Source organism: Stutzerimonas zhaodongensis, from assembly GCF_003696365.1.
Taxonomy (GTDB): Bacteria; Pseudomonadota; Gammaproteobacteria; order Pseudomonadales; family Pseudomonadaceae; genus Stutzerimonas; species Stutzerimonas zhaodongensis.
This window is the reverse complement of sequence record NZ_RFFM01000002.1, coordinates 1,058,746-1,081,620: the sequence shown is the minus strand read 5'-3', so window position 1 is coordinate 1,081,620 and position 22,875 is coordinate 1,058,746. Positions and strand designations below refer to the sequence as shown.

Below are 22,875 nucleotides of genomic sequence, written 5' to 3'. Positions count from 1 at the left end.
TCAGGAGGCCGAATGGAATTCGCGCGGAGGGGAGCGAGCGGCATGGATGCCGCGAGAGGCGTAAAGAGCCAGGGATGGCCCTTGTACGCCGGCCCCCGGAGTGTGGATGGAATGAGGGGAGTCGAGCGCAGCGAGATCCGGATGCAGGGGCAAGACTTTTTGGTTCCTTTTGGGGCAACTGCCAAAAGGGACCCGCCCAGCAGGGCGAAACCTGACGTTAGGGCCATCTTAAGCGCTTTGTCTGCCAAATCTGGTTGTGCCTCCAACGCCTGATCGCGAGCAAGAACTCGGCGTCCTCCTCCGCTCCTACGAAAAGCGACGGGCCAGTGCGTCGCCCAATCAACAGGCGCTTCACTCGCAATCGGCCTAATGGAGGAGGGTGGGCGTATGAATTCGCCCCTACAGGGGCGGCGGCCGTAGGGAATGGTCATGCGTACAACCACCCCTTCAACCCCTGCAGATTCCTCACCTGAATCTGCTGCGCTGCCGGATTGGCCAGCACCGTATTCGGATCAATCTGATACCGCTGCAGCACGTACTGCACCAGCGCGCCACGAGTGGCGATGCGCAGCTCGCCATCCTGCATCCCGTAATCGCTTTCGATGATCGCTTTCTGTTCTGTTGTCAGCCGCACATCAGGCTCGATGATCACGTCCACTGGAGTGTTCCAGGCCTCGTCCGTTTCCTGGGTGTTGTCGCTTTCGTCCATCAGATCTGGCTCGCCGCGAAACCGGCTGAGGACGAAGTCGCGAAAACCGCGGTTCTTCTCGCAGTAGGCGCGCACATGCCAGCGCGTGCCGGTGAACACCAGGGTGTGCGGGGCCATCACGCGGATCTCGACGTCCGGGTGGGCGAGCGAGACGTATTCGGCTTCCAGTCGCAGCCCTTCGCGGCAGGCCTTCAGGATCGGACGCAACACCTCGGGACAGATGCTGCGGTCGGGCATGTGAAGCACTTCGGTGTGGGCATATGCCAGCGCCAGGCCTTCGATATGCGGGGCGCGGTCGCGGTTCTGGTCCAACAGATGCAGGTAGGCGCTGGCACTGCCGTCGATGAACAATGGCTCGAACGCTTTGCTCGGCTTGTAGCCCTTCAGCTGACGGTCATATGTAAGGTTTTTCGGCGCGTGCTCACTCAGGTAGGTGTTGATGTCCTTGGAGGCCTGCTGCCGACTGATGCCAAAGCTCTGCATCAGATGGCCCGTGGTCAGACGGCCCTCCCACCAGGCAATTGTCTCGATCAGGCGATACCGCAAAGCCAGGTCCCAGCGGATCTGGCTGATCGATTGTTTGCGTTTCATGGTGGCCTCATCTGCTGGAAAACTTTACACGCGACTATCGGGTGACTCGACGTGTCGCCAGAAGCTACATATATTCGGGGTGTACTTCAAGCGAGCAGAACGAGGAAATTCACGATGAGCCTGTTACTGAATGCGCTTATTTTTTCCCTAACGGCCTTTGCCGGAATGGGTTTGCTTGCCTGGCTGGCATACGGAAAAAATGAAGGTAAATAGAACGACGCCACCCCTCATTGCATGACAGTTTTTTGTATTGAGAACAGTCATCCGATGAGTGGATGGAATCTCCGAGTGCTTCGCCGGGTCTTTGTGTCAGACCATGTGCAAGAGGCACCTATGAAAACCTTGTCGCGCCACCTCGCCGATAACTTCCCGGCGGACTACAAAACCCGAGTCGAGCCTCAAGATGACGGCTATCTGGTCGTCCGTGTCGGTTATCCCATCAATGGCACCGAAGCCACGCGTATGGTGTCCGGCCAGCATGTGCAGAACGGTCTGCTGGTGGAAACGATTTTGGAAGACATGCGTAACGAGCTGGCCCGCTCACAGTAATTTCTCCGCGTTATCCGCAGCATCCATCCATCGATCATCCCGCCCGGCGTTTATGCATCGGTAGATAGATCCGTGCGCGCAATCCGCCAAGCGAACTTTGCTCAAGCCAGAGCTCGCCGCTCCAGGCGGCAAGAATGTCCCGCACAATGCCCAGCCCCAAGCCGTGCCCCTCGGCTCGCTCATCGAGGCGCGTGCCACGCTCCAGCACTGCTTCGCGCCGATCTTCGGGAATGCCGGGGCCGTCATCCTCAACCTGAATGACGAAGCCGTCTGCCTCCTGATCGATGCTTAGCAACACCTTGGAACGCGCGAATTTGCAGGCGTTGTCCAGCAGATTGCCAAGCAGTTCGAGCATGTCTTCCCGGTCCCAGGGCAGGCGGCAACCATCGTGGGTTTGCCACTGCAGATCGAGATCGCGGCGGTGGATCATCTGCAGTGTTTCAAACAGCGGGGCGAGTTCTTCGGCGCATTCGAAGTAGGAGCCTGGCAGCACTTCACCGGCCAGGCGGGCCCGGCCGAGTTCGCGGGATACACGTTGCTGGATCTGCTCGAGTTGTTCGCGCAGCCCTGCCTGAAGTGTTGGATGTGCGCCCAGCTCTTCGCGCAACGTCAGGCTGCCGAGTACGGCCAGCGGGGTTTTCAGCGCGTGGCCGAGATTGCCCAGCGCGTGGCGGGAGCGCTTGAGGGTGTCATCGGTGTGGGCGAGCAGGTGGTTGATCTGCTCTACCAGTGGCTGCAGCTCCACCGGCACCTGAATATCCAGCTGCTGGCGCTGGCCCTGCTGCAGCTGCGCGATCTGCTGTCGCGCGCGTTCGAGCGGGCGCATGGCGAGGGTCACGGCGTAGCGCTGCAGCAGCAGGAATATCAGCAATGCCAGGCCGACCAGGCCCAGCCCACCGAGGCGAACCTGGGCGAAGCTCTTGAGGATAGGGGTGTAGTCGCGGGCGACCGTGATCGTGACGGTCTGGCCGTCGCGTCGATATTCGGCGCGATAGCTGAGCAATCGTTGCTCTTGCGGCCCGTCCAGCAGATCGTCGGCCAGGCCGTTGCGTTCGGGCCAGGCAGGCTCGGCGTCCCATAGCGAGCGCGATCGCCAGCTTCGTCCGGGCAGGTCGATGCGGAAGTAGTGGCCTGAGAATGCACGCTGGTAGCGCGGGTTGAGCCGGCTCGTATCGAGCTTGAAGCCATCCGGACCCCTCACTACAGCGGTCAGCAACCCTTCGGTTTCTTCGCGCAGGTCAGTCGCCAGGTTGCGCTGCAGGCCGGACTCGAACAGCCATAGGCTGCTCTGAACCAGCAGCAGCCCGACCAGCAGCAGGACGCAGATCAGCCCCAGGCTGAGACTGCGCTGGATCGACTTCAAGCCGCGCCGCCGAAGCGGTAACCCTGGCCGCGGCGGGTTTCGATCAGCTCGCGCCCGAGCTTTCCGCGCAGGCGATTGACGTGCACTTCGATTACATTCGAGTCGCGCTCGGTTTCGCCGTCATACAGATGCTCGGCGAGCTGTGTTTTCGACAAGAGTTGGCCAGGGTGCAACATGAAGTAGCGCAGCAGGCGGAATTCGCCGGCAGTCAGCTCAACGTCCTGGCCGTCCTTGCGGCAGTGTTGGCGTGCTTCGTCGAGCGCTAGCCCGCCGACCTGCAACAGGGGTTGATTGGCTACGCCGTGGGCGCGCCTTAGCAGCGCCTGAATGCGCAGCAGCAATTCTTCAGGATGGAAAGGTTTGGTCAGGTAATCGTCGGCGCCGGCTTTCAGCCCTTCGATGCGTTCGGACCAGGAGTCTCGGGCGGTCAGGATGAGTACAGGCGTAGCCAGACCGCGGGCGCGCCAGTCGCGCAATACGTCGAGCCCCGGCTTACCGGGCAGGCCAAGGTCCAGAACGATGAGGTCATAGGGTTCGCTGCTGCCCTGGTAGTCGGCATCCCGGCCATCTGCTAGCCAATCGGTTGCGTAGCCCTGACGGGAAAGGCTGGCGACCAGTTCGTCAGCAAGCGGCACATTGTCTTCGACCAATAACAGGCGCATCAGTCTTCTTCGTCTTTGAGTAAGCGGCCATCGCGCGCGTCCAGTTCGATTTCACGCGCAACGCCGTCGGCTGTGATCAGTTCGATTTCGTACACATAGATGCCATCTTCCTCTTCCAGTTCAGCCTCCAGAAACCTGGCGCCGGGGTGGCGCTCCATTGCCTTGTGCAGCAGGGTTTCGAGCGGCAGGATCAGGCCCTCGCGGCGCAGCCGCAGGGCTTCATCCTGATCGAGGTCACGGCTCGCTGCCGGGGTGGCAGCGAGCAGTAGCGTCAGTGGAATGGTGAGAAGAGTAGCGGCGCGCATCAGTCATCCTGTTGGTCCTTGAGTACTTCGCCGGTCTTGGCGTCGAGCTCCATGTCCCATTGCACACCTTTGTCGTCGCGCAATTCAACCTGATAGATGTAGCGGCCGTATTCTTCCTCCAACTCGGATTCCTCGACCTTGGCACCGGGGTGCTTGGCCAATGCGGCTTCGTTGAGCTTTTCGAAGGATTGAATGGTGCCCGCGTCACGCAGTTGCAAGGCTTCATCCGGGCCGAGGTCGCGCGCCATGGCCAGGTTGGCACCGAGGGCGAGGGTGGCGGCAGTGATCAGCGTAGTCAGTGTTTTCATGGTTTGGTTTTCCTGTGTGGGTTTCGACGCTTCACAGGTTACGAGGCATGGCTTACGCGAAACTGAACGAGGCGGCGCGGCTTAAAAACGCCGGCTCGCAGCAAAGGGCGCGAGGGCATTGTCCAATACGCGTACGTCCACCCTTCAGGGAGGGTCCGTTATGAAAACGCTGCACTGCTTTACCTTGAGTCTGCTGCTGCTCGGCCAGCCGGTGGTGGCTGAGGATCTGCTCAAGCCCGCGCCGCCCGCCGGCACCGCACAAATCGACGGAGGGCCGGCGACTGAAATGGTCTCCGAGCCGGTCATGCGGGCCACCGGTACCATCGAAGCGCTGGATCTCCAACGAGGCTTGGTGAGCATTGCCCATGGGCCGGTTCCGGCATTGAAATGGCCGGCCTCGACCATGGATTTCCAGGCCAGGCGTGAACAGCTCGAAGGCTTGTCCGTGGGGGACGCGGTCCAGATCAGCTTTCAGAGCGAGGGCGAGCAGGCTGCCATCGTCTCAATCGACAAGCAGTGACAGGCTGATTGCCCGCGCTTGAGCGTCCGGAGTGAACCTCCGCCTGGCCGTTGGGCTCGTATCTATAAGGGCTGCGAAGCGGCCCGTTCCGATTTACAGCCAAAAAGGATCGAACTCATGTACCACAAGAAACTGACTGCTGCCCTCGCCATTGCCGTACTTGGAGCGACCAGTGGCGTTGCGCTGGCCGACAAGCCAGGCGCTGACTGGATCACCCTGGAGCAGGCCGTGGAGAAAGCCAAGGCTGCCGGCTATACAGCCCTGCACGCCATCGAAGCCGATGGCGACTATTGGGAAGGCGAGGGCGTGAAGGCAGACGGAAAGGTCTGGGAATTCAAGATCGACGGCAAGTCAGGTGAAGTGACCCGCGACAAGGAAGACTGATCAAGCGGCGCGGCGACCACATGCTGCCAGGCGGGGCGGGTCATTACTGATCCGCCCCGCTTGCTTGTGTATATCCCTATTGCTCGTCTTTGTCCTTGTTCCGGTTCGGCATCACCTTGGCGAAGATCTGCTTGGCCGACTGCACCAGGATGCCCGCCTGATCTGGGTCGCCTTGCAACAATGTCGAGGCGTATTTCTTGATCTGGTCGATTTTCAGATGCGGCGGCAAAGGCGGCACGTTGGGGTCGGTCTTGAATTCGATCAAGACGGGCCGGTCCGCGGCAAAGGCTTGCTCCCAGGCGGCAACGACCTGATCCTCGCGGTCGACGTAAATACCTACCAGCCCAATTGATTCGGCGAAGCGGTGATAGGGCACATTAGGGATGTTTTGCGACGCTTCGAACTTCGGATCGCCCTCCATGACCCGTTGCTCCCAGGTCACCTGATTCAGATCCTCATTGTTGAACACGCAGCAGATCCATTGCGGGTTCTCCCATTCCTGCCAGTACTTGGCTACCGTGATCAGTTCGGCCATGTTGTTCATCTGCATCGCACCGTCGCCCACCATCGCCACCACCGTGCGCTCCGGGTGACAGAACTTGGCTGCAATGGCGTAGGGCACCGCCGCGCCCATGGATGCCAGCCCACCGGACAGCGAGCCCAACATGCCGCGCCGCAGGCGGATGTCACGCGCATACCAGTTGGCGCAGGAGCCTGAGTCGCTGGTGACGATGCTCATGTCCGGCAGCCGTGGCGAGAGCTCCAGCGCCACTCGCTGCGGGTTGATCGGCTCGGCCGAGACCATGGCGCGCTCTACCAGAGTCTCGTCCCAGTCGTCTCGCCAGTTCTCGATGCGATCCCGCCATTCGCGATCTGCCTTGTGCAGCAACAGCGGCAGCAGTGCTCGCAGGGTTTCCGCCGAGTCCCCTTGCAGGTTCACTTCCATTGGATAGCGGATGCTGAGCATGTCCGCCTTGAGGTCGATCTGTACGCCGCGCGCCTGGCCCTCTTCGGGAAGGAATTCGGAGTAAGGGAAGCCCGACCCGACCATCAGCAGCGTGTCGCACTCGTTCATCATCTTGTAGCTCGGCTCGGTGCCGAGCAGACCAATCGCCCCGGTTACCCATGGCAGGTCATCCGGCACGGCGGCCTTGCCCAGCAGCGCCTTGGCCACGCCCGCGCCGAGTTTCTGCGCGACAGCGATGATCTCATCGGTGGCGTCCAGCGCGCCGGCACCCACCAGAATCGCCACCTTCTCGCCGGCGTTGAGCACCTCGGCCGCACGGATCAGGTCATCGTTGTAGGGCACTACTTTCGGTCGGGTGTAGCCAATTCCGGACAATACGGCCCCGTGGGTACGCGGAGGGTCGCTGTACTCCATCTCCTGCAGATCGTTGGGCAGGATGATCGCAGTAACCGTGCGCTGGCCCAGCGCGGTGCGTATCGCTCGGTCCACCAGATGGCGTACCTGCGCCGGCGTGCTGGCTTGCTGGACGAACGCGCCCGCGACGTCCTTGAACATCGAGGCCAGGTCGACCTCCTGCTGATAGTGCGCGCCCATTGCAGTACGGGCCTGCTGGCCAGCGATCGCCAGCACCGGCATGTGGTCCATGCGAGCGTCGTATAAACCGGTCAGCAGATGCGTTGCGCCTGGGCCGGAGGTGGCGATGCACACGCCCAGCCCGCCGTTGAACTTGGCATCGGCCGAGGCCATGAATGCAGCCATTTCCTCATGCCGCGCCTGAATGAAGCGGATTTTCTCATTGGCACGGTTTAGCGCGCCGAACACGCCATTGATGCCATCGCCCGGATAGCCGTAAATGCGCCGAACACCCCATTGGTAGAGGCGTTCGATCAGGAAGTCACCAACTGTAATCGCCATGAGATTTCGCCTGGTCTGGACTGGAAGCAGCCCAGGCGACGATTGCCGTACGCCTGGTGTATTAGTCTGGACCGGGCGTTGCCGCCAGGGTTCGCGGGTTTCAGCCGGATGACAGGGTCTCTGCCTGATGACAGCAGCCTTCGCTGGTGGCCGATCCACTTCGATTGGCGCGGCCGGTTGCATCTACGGTGTCCGCACTGCCATAGCGATCGTGGTGGCGCACCCAGTCGGTCAGGTTGTACCTCGGGCCGTTTTCGTTGCGCCCGTTAGGGGTCATGTCGAGAAGCACATAGCTACCCAGCAGCTCCTCGGCGCCACGCCCATAGGCGGAAAAGGTGTGATAGATACGCCCGTCCTCGTCGCGATAGAACACGCTAAAACCCGATAACTCTTCGCAGACGAACGGCTCCCAGGCGAAGTTGTGGAAGACCTTGCCGTCGACGATGTCCTCGGGATCGAAAGACACGTGAAAGTCACGGTTGAAATCACTACCCGCCGAAGACACCCAGCGAATGCTCCAGCCCATGCGCCTGCGAAAGGCATCGAGCGCTGCGAAGGTCCCGCGCGAGACCGCGACGACACTGACATCGTGATTAGCCAGATGCACCAGCGTTCCCTGCAGATGGTCCATCTCGAACGAGCAGCCGACGCAACCTTCCTGCCAGTCTGGTCCGAACATGAAGTGTTTGATGATCAGCTGGCTACGGCCCTCGAAGAGGTCGTCCAGGCTCACCGTGCCCTGTGCGTCCTGAAATCGGTAGTCCTCCTCCACCGGTGTCCAGGGCAGATCGCGGCGAGCGGCGGCAAGCGCTTCTCGCTGGTGAGTGACCTGCTTTTCCTTGACCAGATGTTCGGCGTGAGCGGCCAGCCATTGCTGGCGGGAAACAATCGAGTGGTTCGTCACTGTGGGCCTCCGGTAGCGCGGCGCGCATCGGGATTCCGATGCATTCAAGCAATGGTCGATTGGCTTTTGCACAAATCGACAGCGAGGTGCGGGCCGTTCAGTCGGGTATCATCAACGGCCGTTTCCTTCAGCATCCCCGCCATGCCCGCTCCCAACGCCCGCAGCACTCTGCATCTGCCTCAAGGTCACTGGGCCACCGTGCTCGACTGCCTGTGCGCGCATTTTCATGCGATCGACCGGACCATCTGGCTTGACCGTTTCGCCCGCGGCCGTGTGCTGGGCGCGGACGGGCAGCCGCTGACACTCGACCATCCTTATCAGGTGGGGATGAAGGTCCATTACTTTCGTGAGGTGCCGGACGAGAAGCCGATCCCTTTCGAGGAGGACGTGCTGCATCTGGACGACCACCTGCTGATCGCCGACAAACCGCACTTCCTGCCGGTGATGCCGGCCGGCGAGTACGTAAACGAGACGCTGCTGGCGCGCTTGAGCAAGCGTGTGGGGAATCCCGATCTGGTGCCGATTCATCGCATCGACAGGCTGACGGCCGGGCTGGTGCTGTTTTCCACCAATCCCGAGAGTCGCGGGCGCTATCAGGCACTGTTCCGGGAGCGCCGTATCGACAAGCGTTATGAAGCGATCTGTCCTGCGCTGCCTGAGCTGGAATTTCCCCGTGTGGAGCGGCTGCACATGATCGACGGCGAGCCGTTCTTCCTGATGAAGCGCGGCGACGGCGAAGCCAATAGCGAGACGCGCATCGAGGTGCTCGAGCGTCGTTGTGAGCTTTGGCGATATGCGCTTTATCCGATTACCGGGCGCAAGCATCAGCTGCGCCTGCAGATGGCCACCTTGGGTGCCGGTATCTGCAATGACCCTTTCTACCCTGAGCTGATCGAGCGCGGCCGGCGTGATCAGGACGATTATTCGAAGCCTCTCAAGCTGCTGGCACGTGGGCTGGAATTCAACGATCCGCTGACCGGCGAGAGACGGCAGTTCGAGAGTCACCTACAGCTGAATTGGTAGGTCAGCGTTACTCCGCCCCCTTCGTGGGGTGCATTGGCTTCTGGATCGCCAGCAAGCTGGCCCCTACGGGACTAATCAGGATTGCAGAGCGCCGGATCGGCGACCCGTAAACCCGCCTCGGCGTGCCCAGGCTGGTGCGTACGACCACCGCACCGCTCTTGTAGGAGCCAGCTTGCTGGCGATCTGCTTCCGCGCCAGTGTTGCGGTGCATGCAAGGACTCCGAGCCCCGTATAACTGCGCGCCCTCGCGGCACCTTCTCGTCAGGTCCCAGTCGATATTCCTATCCCCGCACCGAAGCAGCGACGTCATGCCTGAAGGTCCGTCCATCGTCATCCTTCGCGAAGAAGTTGCCGCGTTCACCGGCAAGGCCGTCGAGCGTGCGGAGGGGAACAGCAAGCTCGACAAGTCCAGGCTGGTTGGTCAGACGGTTCAGTCCTTTCGCAGCTGGGGCAAACACTTTCTGATCGAGCTGGACGACGTATCCCTGCGCATCCATCTGCTTCTGTTTGGCAGTTATCGGATCAATGAGCGCAAGCAGTCCTCGCCGCGCCTGAGCTTGGGCTTTGCCAACGGCGAGCTGAATTTCTACGCGTGCTCGGTGCAGTTCATCGAAGGCCCGTTGGATGAGGCCTACGAATGGAGCGCGGACGTCATGGGCGACGCGTGGGACAGCCGCGCCGTTCTGAAGAAACTGCGCGCCCGACCCCGCCTGCTGGCCTGCGATGCGCTGCTGGACCAAACGCTGTTTTCCGGCTCGGGCAATATCATCAAGAACGAGGTGCTGTTTCGTACTCGCATTCATCCGCTTTCGCTGATCGGCGAACTACCCGCGGCCAAGTTGCGGGAGCTGGCCAAGGAAGTGCGCGTTTACAGCTTCGATTTCCTGCGGTGGAAGCGCGAGGGCAAGCTCAAGGCGAACTGGTTGGCGCATACGAAAACCACGTGCCCGCGCTGCAAGATCCCCTTCGTCAAAGCCAAGTCGCTGGGTCGCAGCAAGCGCCGCGCCTTTTACTGTGAGCGCTGCCAGAAGCGCCACGGCGACAGCGAAAAGGTTTCGGTCAATGCACCCGTCGCTGAAGAGTAGCGATGCCCGCGGTATATGCTTTACGCCACTTTTCTCAGTTCCGCGTCCTGTCCCGAGGCCTGCTCGTCAATGCGTATTCTGTTGCTCCCACTCGTTGCCCTGGTTTTGATGCCCATGGCCAATGCAAGTGAGCCGCTACTCGAACTGCGGGTCGGCGATGCTCGGCTCGAGGCTGAGTACGCTCGTACTCCGAACGAGCGCGAGCGCGGGCTCATGGAGCGCACCGAAATGCATGCCGACCACGGGATGCTGTTTCGCTTCGATGAGTTACGCCGGCATTGCCTGTGGATGAAGAACACGCCACTGCCGTTGTCCGCCGCATTCATGGACGAGCAGGGGCGCATCGTTGACATCATCGATCTGCAGCCTCTGGACACCTCGATCCGCTGCTCGCAAGGGCCGGCGCGCTATGCGCTGGAAATGAACCAGGGTTGGTTCGAGGCAAAGGGGGTCGAGGTGGGCGAGCGGGTGCTCGGAATTCCCGATATCCCCTCGGAGCGTTAGCCGAAAATAGCTGCTCATTGGCAACCTGGGTTGCGCCACGCCTAGGCCTGCTTTGCGAATCCATACGCGCAAACGAAGCTCCGTTCGTCACCTCCCGCCTCATGCCGCAAAGCCCAGTGGCCGATACCTTGATATCCAAGTTCAAGGTGACCCGGCAATGAAGCTTAAATCCATGCAGTTCTCGATCATGCTGTACGCGGGGGCATGCATATTGGCCATCGTGGTCGCGTTGGTGAGCTATGCGTTGATATCCGGTTCGCGTGAGCAAGCGGCGGCCGCTAATGGTACTCAAGAGCTGCTTGAGCAGCTTATCCAGCAAAGGGTCACGGCCCTCGCTCAGTTCAGCGCGGTGCGCCTCCAAAAAGAGCTTGAGGCCCCGCTGAATATTTCCAAAAGCCTCGCCAGTCTGGGAGCGCAGGCCAGCGATCAAAGCGCAGGCAGGCTTCCGTTGGCCCGGGCGGACCTGAACAGGCTCGTGCAAGACATCATGCAGAGGCATCCCGAGCTGCTGGGAGCCTATTACGGATTCGAGCCAAATGGCTTTGCGGATGACGATGCGCAGTACATAGGGGAGAACGGACACGACGCCAATGGCCGGTTCATCCCGTACTGGTTCCGGAATGAGGATGGCTCGTTGGGGCACGACCTTCTCGTTGGGATGGAAAGCGAAAAGCGTTCGGAGACCGGCGTGCGCGAAGGTGAATATTATCTGTGCCCCAAAGAGAGCAAAATCGCTTGCCTGCCTGACCCATACGTTTACGAGATCGCTGGAAAACCCATCATGATGGCGTCTTTTACAGCGCCGATCTTGTTGGAGGGCAGGTTTCATGGAATAGCAGGTTCCGACCTGTCCGTAGACTTCATCCAGAAAATGCTTACCAGCACGAACCAGTCGCTTTACGACGGGGCGGGCACCATGGCCATCGTGTCTACGAACGGCTCGCTAGTCGCCTACACGGCCGATCCGTCCAGGATCGGTGAGATCGCCAGCAAGCACATTCAGAACAAAAACCTCAGCAGTGAACAGACCACTTACAGCCTTGACCCTGGCAAAGGGCTGATAGAGCTGGTGCTGCCGTTCGCTGTCGCCGACACGTCTGCGAAATGGAAGCTGTCCATCCAGATTCCTCTAGAGGTCGCAATGCGCGATGCGATGAAGTTGCAGAGCGACCTCAAAACTCAGCACGACAGCAACCTGTTCGGGATGGCGGCAGTTGGGCTCGCCATAGCTTCGCTGGGGCTCCTCGTCCTTTGGTTCGTAAGCTTGGGTATCGCTCGGCCGTTGAAGCAAATGGTCGTAATGCTCAACGACATTGCCCGCGGGGAAGGGGATCTGACCAAGCGATTAAACGTTGACCGTGCCGATGAGCTGGGCACGATCGCCAAAAGCTTCAACCTCTTCCTGAGCAAGCTGCAAACGATGATCACTGCCGTCGTCACGTCGGTGGAAAAGGTAAGCGACGCATCGGGACATACGGCGGAGATCGCGATTAGTACGAACCGAGGTGTTCAGCGGCAACAAGTCGAAATTGATCAGGTAGCTACCGCCATACATGAAATGTCGGCAACCGCGCAGGACGTCGCCGCCAACGCGAGCAAGGCAGCCGAGGCGGCTTTGCGTGCGGACGAGTCAGCCGCCCTTGGCAAGAGCATTGTTCAGAACTCCACGAAAGCCATTGTCGAGTTGGCTGAAGAGATCAACCTGGCGGTTAGCAGTGTTGGATCGCTGGCCAGGAATAGCGAGGCCATCACCGCTATCGTTACGAGCATCAGGAGTATTGCCGAACAAACCAATCTGCTTGCGCTAAACGCCGCAATCGAAGCGGCGAGGGCCGGGGATCAGGGGCGCGGGTTCGCCGTTGTTGCTGACGAGGTTCGCAACCTGGCGCAGAAGACCCAGCAGGCCACGCAGGAAATAAACGGAATGATCCACGGCCTTCAGGAGGACACGCTGGAAGTCGTCAAGGTCATGCAAAACAGCCAGGACAAGGCGCAGGTCAGTGTTAAACGGTCGTCTGAGACGGTTGGTGCGCTGGCTGAGATAACGGAGGCCATCTCGGTAATCAACGAGCTGAACGCGCAGATCGCCAGCGCAGCCGAGGAGCAAAGCGCGGTCGCCGAAGACATCAATCGCAACGTCACCACCATTGGCATGGTGGCGTCCGAAGTGGCCGACGGCGCAGACAAGGCCTCACGAGCCAGCGAGCAGCTCACTCAAATGGCCGAACAACAGCGCAGCTTGGTCAGCCAGTTCAAGGTCTAGCGTACTGTTAGGCGCGGTTATCATTGCCGCGCCAAAGCCCCTGAGACGTCTCAGGGCTACAGGGTGCTCGCTAGGCTCATCGCGTCCATCGCCGGCGATTCAATCCAGCGGCAATTCTGTCGTCCGTTTCACTTCGCTCATCGCGATATGGGAATGCGCCTCCTGCACGTGAGGGCGTTGCAGCAATTGGTCGCGCAGGAAGCGTTCATAGGTGTCGATGTCCTTGGCCACCACTTTGAGCAGGTAGTCCGATTCACCGGCCATGGTGTGGCATTCCAGCACTTCGGGGTAACCGACAACGGCGCGCTCGAATTCATCCAGGTTGCTGCGCCCGTGAGCGGAGAGCTTGATGTTGACGAACACCGTCATGTTCAGCCCGAGCTTCTTGGGATTGAGCAGGGCGACCTTGCGCTCGATCAGCCCTTCCTCCTGCATGCGGTTGATGCGGCGCCAGCACGGCGATTGCGACAACTCGACCTTTTCTGCGATCTCGGCAGCGGACAGGTCGGCATTGTGTTGCAGCAGCAGCAAAATCTTGCGGTCGATGCTGCTCAGCGGAGTCTGCATGGTTGTGCTCTTTTTGTTGTTGTTAGTGGATGGATCATGCACGCGATTGCGCTTGTACCGCAAAAGTAGAAAGAAAATCGCTCCCTGTCACAGCCAAACTCTTATCCAACGCGCAACGGTGGGGTGATCCCCTGTCGCTCGCTGGCGTGGGACGGCTTACCGTGCGGCCGCCCACGACTGTTAGGCGGATAGCTCAAGACGCTATCCAGACTCCGATAAAAACAAACAGGAGCGCCACATGTCATTGGCCGAGATCCGCCTGGATGACAAGTACCGGCTCGCAACCGGACATCTGTACCTCACCGGCACCCAGGCGCTGACCCGCCTGCCCATGCTGCAGCATCAGCGCGACCAGGCTCAGAACCTGAACACCGGTTGCTTCATCTCAGGCTACCGCGGCTCGCCGCTGGGCAATCTGGACAAGAGCCTCTGGGACGCGCGCGATTTCCTCAAGCAGAACGCCATCCATTTCCAGCCGGGCCTCAACGAGGAACTGGCGGCGACGGCGGTCTGGGGCAGTCAGCAGACCAACCTTTTCCCCGGTGCCAAGTACGACGGCGTTTTCGCCATGTGGTATGGCAAGGGTCCGGGGGTCGACCGCTCCGGCGACGTCTTCAAACATGGCAACGCTGCGGGCGTATCGCCCCATGGCGGCGTGTTGCTGCTGGCCGGTGACGATCACGGGTGCAAGTCCTCGACGCTGCCGCATCAGAGCGAGCATGCGTTCATTGCCGCCTCTATCCCGGTGCTCAACCCTGCCAACGTCCAGGAAATCCTCGACTACGGCATCATCGGCTGGGAGCTGTCGCGCTACTCCGGTTGCTGGGTGGCGCTCAAGACCATCGCCGAGAACGTCGATTCATCCGCCGTGGTGGAAGTCGATCCACTTCGGGTCAAGACGCGCATTCCCGATGATTTCGAACTGCCGGAAGACGGTGTGCACATCCGTTGGCCGGACCCGCCGCTGGCGCAGGAAAAGCGCCTCAACCTCTACAAGATCTACGCCGCCCGCGCCTTTGCCCGCGCCAACAACCTGAACCAGGTGATGCTCGATTCACCGAACCCGCGTCTGGGCATCATCACGACTGGCAAGAGCTACCTCGACGTGCGTCAGGCACTCGATGATCTCGGCCTCGACGAAGCCTTGTGCGCCTCGGTCGGCTTGCGGGTGCTAAAAGTCGGCATGAGCTGGCCACTGGAGCCGGTCTCGGTACACGAGTTCGCACAGGGTCTGGACGAGATTCTGGTTGTCGAGGAAAAGCGCAGCATTCTCGAAGACCAACTAACCGGGCAGCTCTACAACTGGCCGGTGAGCAAGCGGCCACGGGTGGTCGGCGAGTTCGACGAACAGGGCAATTCGCTGCTGCCTAACCTCTCAGAACTGACGCCGGCGATGATCGCCCGCGTGATCGCCAAACGCCTTGCACCGATCTATACCAGCGACAGCATCCAGGCACGGCTGGCGTTTCTTTCCGCCAAGGAAAAAGCCCTGGCCGCACGCAGCTACGACACTGTACGCACCCCGCATTACTGCTCGGGCTGCCCGCACAACAGCTCCACCAAGGTGCCCGAGGGCAGCCGCGCCTCGGCCGGCATCGGCTGTCACTACATGGTGCAGTGGATGGACCGGCGCACCGAAACCTTCACCCAGATGGGCGGGGAGGGCGTCAACTGGATTGGTCAGGCGCCTTTCACCGAAACGCCGCACATGTTCCAGAATCTGGGCGATGGCACCTATTTCCATTCCGGCAGCCTTGCGGTACGCGCCGCTGTGGCGGCCGGTGTGAACATCACTTTCAAGATCCTCTACAACGACGCGGTGGCCATGACCGGTGGCCAGCCCATCGATGGGGAATTGCGCGTCGATCAGCTCAGCCGGCAGATCGCCGATGAAGGCGTGAAACGCATCGCACTGGTCAGCGACGAGCCGGACAAATACCCGACCCGTGAGACCTTCTCGTCCATCACCAGCTTCCACCATCGCCGCGAGCTGGACGCCGTGCAGCGGGAGTTGCGTGAGTTCAAGGGCGTTTCGGTGATCATCTATGACCAGACCTGCGCCACCGAGAAGCGCCGTCGGCGCAAGCGCGGCAAGCTCGAAGATCCGGCCAAGCGTGCCTTCATCAACCCTGCCGTGTGCGAGGGTTGCGGCGACTGTGGCGAGAAGTCCAACTGTCTGGCGGTCATGCCGCTGGAAACAGAGCTGGGGCGCAAGCGCGAGATTGATCAGAACGCCTGCAACAAGGACTTCTCATGCGTCGAAGGCTTCTGCCCGAGCTTCGTCACCGTCCATGGCGGCGGGCTGCGCAAGCCGAAGGCCATGGCCGGTGGCATCGCCGGCGACCAGCTGCCGGAGCCGCAGCGCCCAGCCCTCGATCGCCCCTGGAATGTGTTGATTCCCGGCGTTGGTGGCAGCGGCGTCACGACGCTCGGCGCGCTGCTGGGCATGGCCGCGCATCTGGAAGGCAAGGGCTGCACCGTGCTCGACCAGGCCGGTCTGGCGCAGAAATTCGGCCCGGTGGTGACGCACATCCGCATCGCGGCCAAGCAGGACGACATCTACGCCGTGCGCATTGCCGCCGGTGAGACCGACCTGCTGCTGGGCTGCGACCTCATCGTGGCGGCGGGTGATGATTCGCTCACCCGTCTCAACGATCAGATCAGCCATGCGGTGATCAACAGCCATGAGTCGGCCACCGCCGAATTCACCCGCAACCCTGATGCGCAGGTGCCGGGCAAAGCCATGCGCGAGGCGTTGATGGATGCGGTGGGCGCCGAGAAGACCCACTTTGTCGATGCGACGCATCTGGCCACCCGGCTGCTGGGCGATAGCATCGCCACCAACCTGTTCCTGCTGGGCTACGCCTATCAGCTAGGTCTGTTGCCGCTGTCCTCCGAGGCCATCGAGAAGGCCATCAGCATCAACGGCGTTGCCGCGGAGCTGAACCAGCAGGCGTTCCGCTGGGGCCGCCGTGCGGTGCTGGAGCGTGAGGCGGTCGAGAAGCTGGCGCGGCCGGTGGAAATGGCTGAGCCAAGCCTGGCCGGGCCAATTTGCCAGACCCTGCAAGAGATCGTGGACTGGCGGGTGGACTTCCTCACCAAGTACCAGAACGCGGCCTATGCCAAACGCTATCGCTCCATGGTCGAGCGCGTGCGCGCGGTGGATACCGCTGATGACCTGGCACTCTCGAAAGCTGTTGCGCGCTACTACTTCAAGTTGCTGGCCTACAAGGACGAGTACGAAGTCGCGCGGCTATACAGCGAGCCGGAGTTCCGCCAACAGCTCGAGGCGCAGTTCGAAGGCGACTACAAGCTGCAGTTCCACCTGGCACCTGCCTGGCTGGCCAAGCGCGACAGCACCACTGGAGAGCCACGCAAGCGTGAGCTCGGCCCTTGGGTGCTCAATGCCTTCGGCGTGCTGGCAAAGCTGAAATTCCTGCGCGGGACGCCTCTGGATGTGTTCGGCTACGGCCATGACCGCCGTGTCGAGCGTGAACTGATCAGCGAGTACGAGCGCAACCTGGAAGGGCTGCTGGCGCAACTCAAGCCGACCAACTACCGCACCGCTGTGGCCATCGCTGCGCTACCCGAGCTGATCCGTGGCTACGGCCCGGTGAAGGAGCGCTCCATTGCCAAGGCTCGTCAGCAGGAAAAGTTGCTCAAGGAGCAGCTTAACCGTGGCGACGAGGTGCAGACCGTACGGTTGTTCGAGCCGGCCGCCTGAGGCACCTCCAAAGCGCTACGCGACGTTCGTAGGGTGGACCGACCGCGTTCCGCTTTGGCCCAGGGAAATACGGTTTATGGCGGGCTCAAGCCCACCCTAGGGCCAGGCCACTACGGCGAGCTGCAGCCTTGTAGGGTGGGCTTTGACCCTCCGTTCCCCAATGCGCAGCACAGAACATTGAAGGGCCTGCACGGCAGGACTCTCGATCAGAAAAACAATAGAGGAATCCGCAATGTCCGTTTTCACCCATCCCGATTTCGATCACCACGAGCAGGTGGTGTTCTGCCATGACGAGGCCTCGGGTCTGCGCGCCATCATCGCCATCCATGACACTACGCTCGGCCCGGCGCTCGGCGGCTGCAGGATGTTTCCTTATGCGAGCGACGACGATGCCTTGTGCGACGTACTGCGCTTGTCTCGCGGCATGACGCTGAAGTCTTCGCTGGCCGGGCTCAAGCTCGGCGGCGGCAAGGCCGTGATCATCGGTGACCCGCATACAGGCAAGAGCCAAGCGCTGTTGCATGCCATGGGTGATTTCGTCGACAGCCTGGGCGGACGCTATATCACGGCGGCCGATTCGGGCACTGGCGAGCCGGAGATGCAGGCATTCGCCCAGCGCACGCGCCACGTCATCGGCGCTACGCCACGCACCACCGTTGACGGCAGCATCGCCAGCGGCGATCCGTCGCCTTCCACCGCGCTCGGCGTGTTCGTCGGCCTGCGCGAAGCAGTGCGTCAGCGGCTTGGCCGCGACGACCTGGCCGGGCTCAAGGTCGCCATCCAGGGGGTCGGGCACGTGGGGCTGGGCCTGGCACGGCATCTGAAGCAGGCCGGGGCTGAGCTGTGGGTGTGCGACATCTTCGATGCCAATGTACGCCAGGCGATGGAAGAGCTCGGTGCCAACGCAGTGCGCCCACACGATATCTATGGCCTGGATGTGGATGTGTTCGCGCCTTGCGCCATGGGCGGCATCCTGAACGCTGAAACCTTGCAGAGCCTGCGGGCGCCGGTCATCGCCGGGGCGGCCAACAATCAGCTGGCGAGCCCCGAGATCGGGGTCGAACTGCAGCGCCGCAATCACCTCTACGCACCGGATTACGCCATCAATGCCGGCGGCATTATCGATGTCTACTACCAGCGTATCGGCGGCAGCGCGGCGCAAAGCGATGCGCACGTCAGAAGTATCGGCGACACCCTGCGGGAGATCTTCAACCGAGCCACCGCCAGTGGTGAGCCCACCTCGATCATTGCCGACCATCTAGCGCTCGAGCGCTTACAGACCGGCGATGCGTTGCGGCCTGCCGAGCAGCGTCTGCACGCCTAGCAGCACGCAAGGGCAGCTACGGGCTGCCCTCGTTCTTTTCGGCATCGGCTTTTGGCGTTGCCGAGCGTTTCGATTCCATCGATGAAACATGCAGCCTGACAAAAACAACAAACAGGAAACCACAATGACTGACAAAAGCAGCCTCGCCGCCGGTACGCTCGGTGGCGCCTCCGTTCGTACTCAGCAAAGTGCCGCTCGCGGCCTCTGGTCCTCGCGCTGGGTTTTCTTCCTGGCGGCTACCGGCTCTGCGGTAGGTCTGGGCAACATCTGGAAATTCCCCTACATCACCGGCCAGAACGGGGGCGGCGCCTTCGTGCTGGTCTATCTCGGATGCATCCTCTTGATCGGCATCCCATTGCTGATGGCTGAGGTGATGATCGGCCGCCGCGGTCGGCAGAACCCGGATGGCGCGGTGGCGCGGCTGGCGCGTGAGGCGGGCGCCAGCACGAAATGGCGCGTTGCGGGTTGGCTCGGTGGGCTGACCGGTTTTCTGATTCTCAGCTTCTATCTGGTTGTGGCCGGCTGGGCGTTGTCCTATGTGCCAACCACGCTCAGCGGGACTTTCAGTGGCGCAGGGGGTGATGTCAGCGGCGAGGTATTCAACGGCTTGCTGGCCAGCCCGATGCGCCTGATCCTCTGCGGCACGCTGGTGTTGGCCGCAACAGTGCTGATCGTTGGCCTTGGTGTGCGTGGCGGACTTGAGCGCTCGCTGCGGTTCCTCATGCCCGGCCTGTTCGTGCTGCTGCTTGGGCTGGTTGGATATGCCGCTGTGACCGGGGAATTTCTTCAGGCAGTGCAGTTCCTCTTCGTGCCGGATTTCTCCGCGTTGACCGCCACCAGTGTGCTGGTCGCGCTGGGGCATGCCTTCTTCACGCTCAGCCTGGGTGCCGGCGCGATGATGGTCTATGGCTCTTATCTGCCGGAAGGTACCTCGATCGCCAAAACCGCTGTGCTCGTGGCGCTGGCCGATACCGTCGTAGCGCTGCTGGCCGGCTTGGCGATCTTTCCGCTGGTCTTCGGCAACGGTCTGGAGCCGGGCGCCGGGCCAGGGCTGATCTTCGTCACGCTGCCCATCGCTTTCGGCCAGATGCCGCTGGGCCAGGTGGTGGGCGGGCTGTTCTTCATCATGCTGGTTATCGCTGCGCTGACATCGGCCATATCGCTGAGCGAGCCGAGCATTGCCTGGATGACCGAGCGTTTCGGCATGACCCGCTTGAAAGCGGTGCTGACCAGCGGCGCGCTGCTGTGGCTGCTGAGCCTGGGCAGTGTCTTCTCGTTCAACTTGTGGGCGGACTACCAGCTGTTCGGCAAGACCTTCTTCGACACCCTCGATTACCTGACCACCAATTGGCTGATGCCGTTGGGAGGGCTGTGTACGGTGCTGTTCACCGGCTGGGTGATGAAGGAGCAGACGGTGCGCGACTCCATAGGTATTCAGCATGCGGGGCTGTTCAAAGCCTGGTGGCTGCTGCTGCGCTTCGGCACACCGCTGGCCATCGTGCTGGTGTTTCTCAACCTGAGTGGGCTGATCTGAGGCTCCGCTTGTTCGAGGTGCGGCGTCCTGTCGCACCGCGTCGTCAGCTTTTCGTTACGGACGAAGGTGTGAAAGGCTGGCGCTCCAGCGCACCGGCGGGCCGTAAAGAAAAGCTTCCGCCCACTTGGTCGAGTGGCGTCTGATCGGCGCGAAGACAGGCTTGTGTCCTCATCTCGGCTGGTTTGAGATGGCAATCAGCGTGTCAGCGAAGGCAACTAAAAGGCAGCGAGCGGATCCATCGAGGACGCCGGGTTAGCCACGAATCAGGGACTTTCATGATCAACACCGAGATGAATCAAACAGTCGGTTCACCCACACTGAAACTCTACGGTTATTGGCGTTCAAGTGCCGCCTACCGGGTACGCATCGCCCTGAATCTGAAAGGAATGGCATTCGAGAACCTGCCGGTGCATCTGGTCAAGGACGGCGGCCAGCAGCATTCGGCCGACTACAAGGCGCTCAACCCCCAAGGCTTGGTGCCCCTGCTGGTCGACGGGGACGTTCGCATCAGCCAATCGCTGGCTATCCTCGAATATCTGGAAGAAGTCTTCCCGCTTCCATCGCTTCTACCGGACGACCCGGCCGATCGTGCGCGGGTGCGCTCCCTAGCGCTGCACATTGCCTGTGATCTGCATCCGCTGAACAACCTGCGCGTACTGCAGTACTTGAGCGGCACCCTGGGTGTCGATGATGCAGCGAAGCAGCAATGGATTCAGCACTGGATCTCAACCGGACTGGCAGGTGTCGAACAGGGTCTGGCTGCCTTCGACGGCAAGCTGTCACTCGGCAGACGGCCGGGTTATCTGGAAGCATGCCTGATTCCGCAGGTATACAATGCGCGCCGTTTTGCCTGTGACCTCAATGCGTACCCGCGCATTTTGCAGATGACCGAGCAGTGCGAATCCCTCGAAGCCTTTTCCAAAGCAGCTCCGGAGGTGCAGCCAGACGCTCAGTAATCCGCCTTGCATTCCGTCGCGTCACGAGCGCGGCGGGTTCGATCCCGTCACAGATAACAACAAACAGGTGACGCATGACCCGTGAAAAACCCAAGAACCTCTGGCTGTCCCGCTGGGGCTTCATTCTTGCCGCGACCGGCTCCGCAGTCGGCTTGGGCAACATCTGGAAATTCCCCTACATCACCGGCGAGTACGGCGGCGGCGCGTTCGTACTGATGTACCTGGCGTGCATTTTCGCCATCGGCGTGCCCGTGATGATGACCGAGATCGCCATTGGTCGCCGTGGCCGCGGCAGCCCCATCGATGCGGTAGGCCGTACGGCGCAGGAAAATGGCAGCAGCCCGCTATGGAAGGGCATCGGCCTGATGTCCATGGCAGCCGGCTTTCTGATCCTTTGCTTCTATGTGGTGGTGGCTGGTTGGGCCTTTGCCTATACCTTGAAGATGCTCGATGGCTCACTCGCCGCCAGTTCCGTAGACGGGTTGGCTCAGGTGTTCGAGGCGCACAACGCCAATCCCTGGCAGCTGGGCGGTTGGAGCCTGCTGGTTACCGCGTTGACCCTGTGGATCGTGGCCAAAGGCGTGCAGGCAGGCATTGAGCGCGCGGTGCGTTGGATGATGCCGGGCCTGGCCTTGATGTTGTTGATTCTTGTTGGCTACGCCTTTACCAGTGGCGGGTTCGAGCAGGGGTTTGCCTTTCTGTTCAGTTTCGATACGTCCAAGCTCACCGGTGAGGCCTTGCTGACCGCACTTGGTCATGCCTTCTTTACCCTGAGCCTGGCTGCCGGGGCCATCATGACCTACGGCTCCTACATCCCCGATGGGCAGTCGATTGCCCGCACCACCTTTGTGGTGGCCATCGCCGATACCTGCGTTGCGTTGCTGGCAGGCTTGGCGATCTTCCCGATCATCTTCGCCAACGGCATGGACCCAACCGCTGGGCCGGGGCTGATTTTCATGAGCCTGCCGCTGGCCTTCCAGCAGATGCCGTTCGGTACCGTCTTTGGCGTGCTGTTCTTCGCCATGGTCTCGGTCGCTGCGATGACGTCGGCCATCTCGATGATCGAAGCCACGGTGGCCTACCTCAATGAGAAACATGGCATCAGCCGCCTCAAGGCCGCCATGGCCGCAGGCGCTGTGCTGCTGGTCATCAGCATGCTGGCGATGCTGTCGTTCAACCTGATGGCAGGCTGGACGCCCATGGGCAAGAACTTCTTCGACTGGCTCGATTACCTGACCTCGCGCTGGATGATGCCGCTGGGCGGGATCTTCACCGTAATCTTCGCCGGCTACGCGCTGCGCAGTGAAATCATGCGTGACGAGCTGGATCTGCCACCGCTGGGCTATGCGCTGTGGTTGTTCATGGTGCGCTATGTCTGCCCGGTGCTGATCACCATGGTGTTCCTGCATGCGCTGGGCTGGCTGGGCTTCGACCCACTGGTGCGCTGGTACTGGATTGCCGGCGCCATCGGCGTGCTGACTATCCTGGGAGAGGGTTTGCGGCCGCGTGTACTGCCGGCGCTGGCCGGGCGCAACGCCTGAATCGCAATCCACAGAGCTGACCAGACGGCACTTCCGGAAACGGGAGTGCCGTTTTTGCTTGGGGTTCGCCTGTAGCGGGAGGCGTAGCTCATTCGTCTTTATCGCTTTCAGCTGACAGACGGTCATCTCAAGGTCTTCTGGCCCAAGCCGATAAGTCGATTAGCACAAGGATGCTCA

General features: G+C 61.2%; 20 protein-coding genes. 12 read left to right on the top strand and 8 right to left on the bottom strand.

Annotated elements, in window-relative coordinates:
• Positions 1-427: 427 nt before the first annotated feature.
• Complete coding sequence (locus EA797_RS13450; RefSeq protein ID WP_122165938.1) at positions 428-1,300, bottom strand: helix-turn-helix transcriptional regulator; 873 nt, start codon at positions 1,298-1,300, stop codon at positions 428-430.
• A 333-nt stretch (positions 1,301-1,633) separates the two neighbouring features.
• On the opposite strand from EA797_RS13450, the gene EA797_RS13445 reads away from it, so the two are divergent.
• The gene (locus tag EA797_RS13445; protein ID WP_122165936.1) at positions 1,634-1,849 is read left to right on the top strand and encodes a hypothetical protein; all 216 of its coding nucleotides are present in this window, start codon (positions 1,634-1,636) and stop codon (positions 1,847-1,849) included.
• A 34-nt stretch (positions 1,850-1,883) separates the two neighbouring features.
• On the opposite strand, the gene EA797_RS13440 is transcribed toward EA797_RS13445, so the two are convergent.
• From EA797_RS13440 to EA797_RS13425, 4 genes are read right to left on the bottom strand one after another with little or no spacing between them, the layout of a single operon-like run.
• A complete protein-coding gene (locus EA797_RS13440) occupies positions 1,884-3,212 on the bottom strand; it encodes a sensor histidine kinase (RefSeq protein WP_122165934.1) in 1,329 nt (442 codons plus the stop codon).
• Positions 3,209-3,874, bottom strand: a complete 666-nt coding sequence (locus EA797_RS13435) for a response regulator transcription factor (RefSeq protein ID WP_122165932.1) — start codon at positions 3,872-3,874, stop codon at positions 3,209-3,211. Before EA797_RS13435 ends, EA797_RS13440 begins: the two co-directional genes overlap by 4 nt.
• Positions 3,874-4,179, bottom strand: a complete 306-nt coding sequence (locus EA797_RS13430) for a PepSY domain-containing protein (protein WP_122165930.1) — start codon at positions 4,177-4,179, stop codon at positions 3,874-3,876. The genes EA797_RS13435 and EA797_RS13430 overlap by 1 nt, the downstream gene beginning before the upstream one ends.
• Positions 4,179-4,487, bottom strand: coding sequence for a PepSY domain-containing protein (locus EA797_RS13425; RefSeq protein WP_122165928.1), 309 nt, complete (start codon positions 4,485-4,487; stop codon positions 4,179-4,181). The genes EA797_RS13430 and EA797_RS13425 overlap by 1 nt, the downstream gene beginning before the upstream one ends.
• 160 nt (positions 4,488-4,647) lie before the next feature.
• On the opposite strand from EA797_RS13425, the gene EA797_RS13420 reads away from it, so the two are divergent.
• Entirely contained in the window at positions 4,648-5,007 is a 360-nt protein-coding gene (locus EA797_RS13420; protein ID WP_122165926.1) for a copper-binding protein, read from the top strand.
• Positions 5,008-5,124: 117 nt separating this feature from the next.
• Positions 5,125-5,391 carry a PepSY domain-containing protein gene (locus EA797_RS13415; RefSeq protein WP_122165925.1) on the top strand — a complete coding sequence of 89 codons (267 nt, stop codon included), beginning with the start codon at positions 5,125-5,127 and terminating at the stop codon, positions 5,389-5,391.
• Positions 5,392-5,467: 76 nt separating this feature from the next.
• Here EA797_RS13415 and EA797_RS13410 read toward each other — a convergent pair whose 3' ends face one another.
• Positions 5,468-7,273: a thiamine pyrophosphate-requiring protein gene (locus EA797_RS13410; protein ID WP_122165923.1), complete on the bottom strand. Its 1,806-nt coding sequence runs from the start codon at positions 7,271-7,273 to the stop codon at positions 5,468-5,470.
• A 100-nt stretch (positions 7,274-7,373) separates the two neighbouring features.
• On the bottom strand, positions 7,374-8,177 hold the full coding sequence (locus EA797_RS13405; RefSeq protein WP_122165921.1) for a DUF899 domain-containing protein: 804 nt from the start codon (positions 8,175-8,177) through the stop codon (positions 7,374-7,376).
• Between the two features lie 141 nt (positions 8,178-8,318).
• Between EA797_RS13405 and EA797_RS13400 the strand changes: the two genes are divergently transcribed.
• The 4 genes from EA797_RS13400 to EA797_RS13380 all read left to right on the top strand — a co-directional run bounded on the left by EA797_RS13400 (position 8,319) and on the right by EA797_RS13380 (position 13,052).
• A complete protein-coding gene (locus EA797_RS13400; RefSeq protein WP_167468814.1) occupies positions 8,319-9,200 on the top strand; it encodes a pseudouridine synthase in 882 nt (293 codons plus the stop codon).
• Positions 9,201-9,508: 308 nt separating this feature from the next.
• On the top strand, positions 9,509-10,285 hold the full coding sequence (locus EA797_RS13390; protein ID WP_122165917.1) for a DNA-formamidopyrimidine glycosylase family protein: 777 nt from the start codon (positions 9,509-9,511) through the stop codon (positions 10,283-10,285).
• Positions 10,286-10,354: 69 nt separating this feature from the next.
• The gene (locus tag EA797_RS13385) at positions 10,355-10,789 is read left to right on the top strand and encodes a DUF192 domain-containing protein (RefSeq protein ID WP_208644443.1); all 435 of its coding nucleotides are present in this window, start codon (positions 10,355-10,357) and stop codon (positions 10,787-10,789) included.
• Between the two features lie 157 nt (positions 10,790-10,946).
• Positions 10,947-13,052 (top strand): methyl-accepting chemotaxis protein, encoded by a 2,106-nt coding sequence (locus EA797_RS13380; RefSeq protein WP_122165915.1) that lies wholly within the window; start codon positions 10,947-10,949, stop codon positions 13,050-13,052.
• Positions 13,053-13,151: 99 nt separating this feature from the next.
• Here the strand turns inward: EA797_RS13380 and EA797_RS13375 are convergent, their stop codons facing one another.
• A complete protein-coding gene (locus tag EA797_RS13375) occupies positions 13,152-13,619 on the bottom strand; it encodes an Lrp/AsnC family transcriptional regulator (RefSeq protein WP_122165913.1) in 468 nt (155 codons plus the stop codon).
• A 238-nt stretch (positions 13,620-13,857) separates the two neighbouring features.
• On the opposite strand from EA797_RS13375, the gene EA797_RS13370 reads away from it, so the two are divergent.
• The 5 genes from EA797_RS13370 (at position 13,858) to EA797_RS13350 (ending at position 22,698) form a co-directional block, all read left to right on the top strand.
• On the top strand, positions 13,858-17,343 hold the full coding sequence (locus tag EA797_RS13370) for an indolepyruvate ferredoxin oxidoreductase family protein (RefSeq protein ID WP_122165911.1): 3,486 nt from the start codon (positions 13,858-13,860) through the stop codon (positions 17,341-17,343).
• Between the two features lie 232 nt (positions 17,344-17,575).
• The gene (locus EA797_RS13365) at positions 17,576-18,667 is read left to right on the top strand and encodes a Glu/Leu/Phe/Val dehydrogenase dimerization domain-containing protein (RefSeq protein WP_122165909.1); all 1,092 of its coding nucleotides are present in this window, start codon (positions 17,576-17,578) and stop codon (positions 18,665-18,667) included.
• A gap of 124 nt (positions 18,668-18,791) precedes the next feature.
• The gene (locus EA797_RS13360) at positions 18,792-20,201 is read left to right on the top strand and encodes a sodium-dependent transporter (RefSeq protein ID WP_122166330.1); all 1,410 of its coding nucleotides are present in this window, start codon (positions 18,792-18,794) and stop codon (positions 20,199-20,201) included.
• Between the two features lie 275 nt (positions 20,202-20,476).
• The gene (maiA, locus tag EA797_RS13355; protein WP_244214108.1) at positions 20,477-21,157 is read left to right on the top strand and encodes a maleylacetoacetate isomerase; all 681 of its coding nucleotides are present in this window, start codon (positions 20,477-20,479) and stop codon (positions 21,155-21,157) included.
• A 74-nt stretch (positions 21,158-21,231) separates the two neighbouring features.
• The gene (locus EA797_RS13350) at positions 21,232-22,698 is read left to right on the top strand and encodes a sodium-dependent transporter (protein WP_122165907.1); all 1,467 of its coding nucleotides are present in this window, start codon (positions 21,232-21,234) and stop codon (positions 22,696-22,698) included.
• Positions 22,699-22,875: the final 177 nt, after the last annotated feature.

Excerpts from the sequence above, each read along its gene's own strand:
- EA797_RS13450 (WP_122165938.1), bottom strand. The coding sequence starts at position 1,300 with ATGAAACGCAAACAATCGATCAGCCAGATCCGCTGGGACCTGGCTTTG.
- EA797_RS13445 (WP_122165936.1), top strand. The coding sequence starts at position 1,634 with ATGAAAACCTTGTCGCGCCACCTCGCCGATAACTTCCCGGCGGACTAC.
- EA797_RS13435 (WP_122165932.1), bottom strand. The coding sequence starts at position 3,874 with ATGCGCCTGTTATTGGTCGAAGACAATGTGCCGCTTGCTGACGAACTG.
- EA797_RS13430 (WP_122165930.1), bottom strand. The coding sequence starts at position 4,179 with ATGCGCGCCGCTACTCTTCTCACCATTCCACTGACGCTACTGCTCGCT.
- EA797_RS13425 (WP_122165928.1), bottom strand. The coding sequence starts at position 4,487 with ATGAAAACACTGACTACGCTGATCACTGCCGCCACCCTCGCCCTCGGT.
- EA797_RS13420 (WP_122165926.1), top strand. The coding sequence starts at position 4,648 with ATGAAAACGCTGCACTGCTTTACCTTGAGTCTGCTGCTGCTCGGCCAG.
- EA797_RS13415 (WP_122165925.1), top strand. The coding sequence starts at position 5,125 with ATGTACCACAAGAAACTGACTGCTGCCCTCGCCATTGCCGTACTTGGA.
- EA797_RS13410 (WP_122165923.1), bottom strand. The coding sequence starts at position 7,273 with ATGGCGATTACAGTTGGTGACTTCCTGATCGAACGCCTCTACCAATGG.
- EA797_RS13400 (WP_167468814.1), top strand. The coding sequence starts at position 8,319 with ATGCCCGCTCCCAACGCCCGCAGCACTCTGCATCTGCCTCAAGGTCAC.
- EA797_RS13390 (WP_122165917.1), top strand. The coding sequence starts at position 9,509 with ATGCCTGAAGGTCCGTCCATCGTCATCCTTCGCGAAGAAGTTGCCGCG.
- EA797_RS13385 (WP_208644443.1), top strand. The coding sequence starts at position 10,355 with ATGCGTATTCTGTTGCTCCCACTCGTTGCCCTGGTTTTGATGCCCATG.
- EA797_RS13380 (WP_122165915.1), top strand. The coding sequence starts at position 10,947 with ATGAAGCTTAAATCCATGCAGTTCTCGATCATGCTGTACGCGGGGGCA.
- EA797_RS13375 (WP_122165913.1), bottom strand. The coding sequence starts at position 13,619 with ATGCAGACTCCGCTGAGCAGCATCGACCGCAAGATTTTGCTGCTGCTG.
- EA797_RS13370 (WP_122165911.1), top strand. The coding sequence starts at position 13,858 with ATGTCATTGGCCGAGATCCGCCTGGATGACAAGTACCGGCTCGCAACC.
- EA797_RS13365 (WP_122165909.1), top strand. The coding sequence starts at position 17,576 with ATGTCCGTTTTCACCCATCCCGATTTCGATCACCACGAGCAGGTGGTG.
- EA797_RS13360 (WP_122166330.1), top strand. The coding sequence starts at position 18,792 with ATGACTGACAAAAGCAGCCTCGCCGCCGGTACGCTCGGTGGCGCCTCC.
- maiA (WP_244214108.1), top strand. The coding sequence starts at position 20,477 with ATGATCAACACCGAGATGAATCAAACAGTCGGTTCACCCACACTGAAA.
- EA797_RS13350 (WP_122165907.1), top strand. The coding sequence starts at position 21,232 with ATGACCCGTGAAAAACCCAAGAACCTCTGGCTGTCCCGCTGGGGCTTC.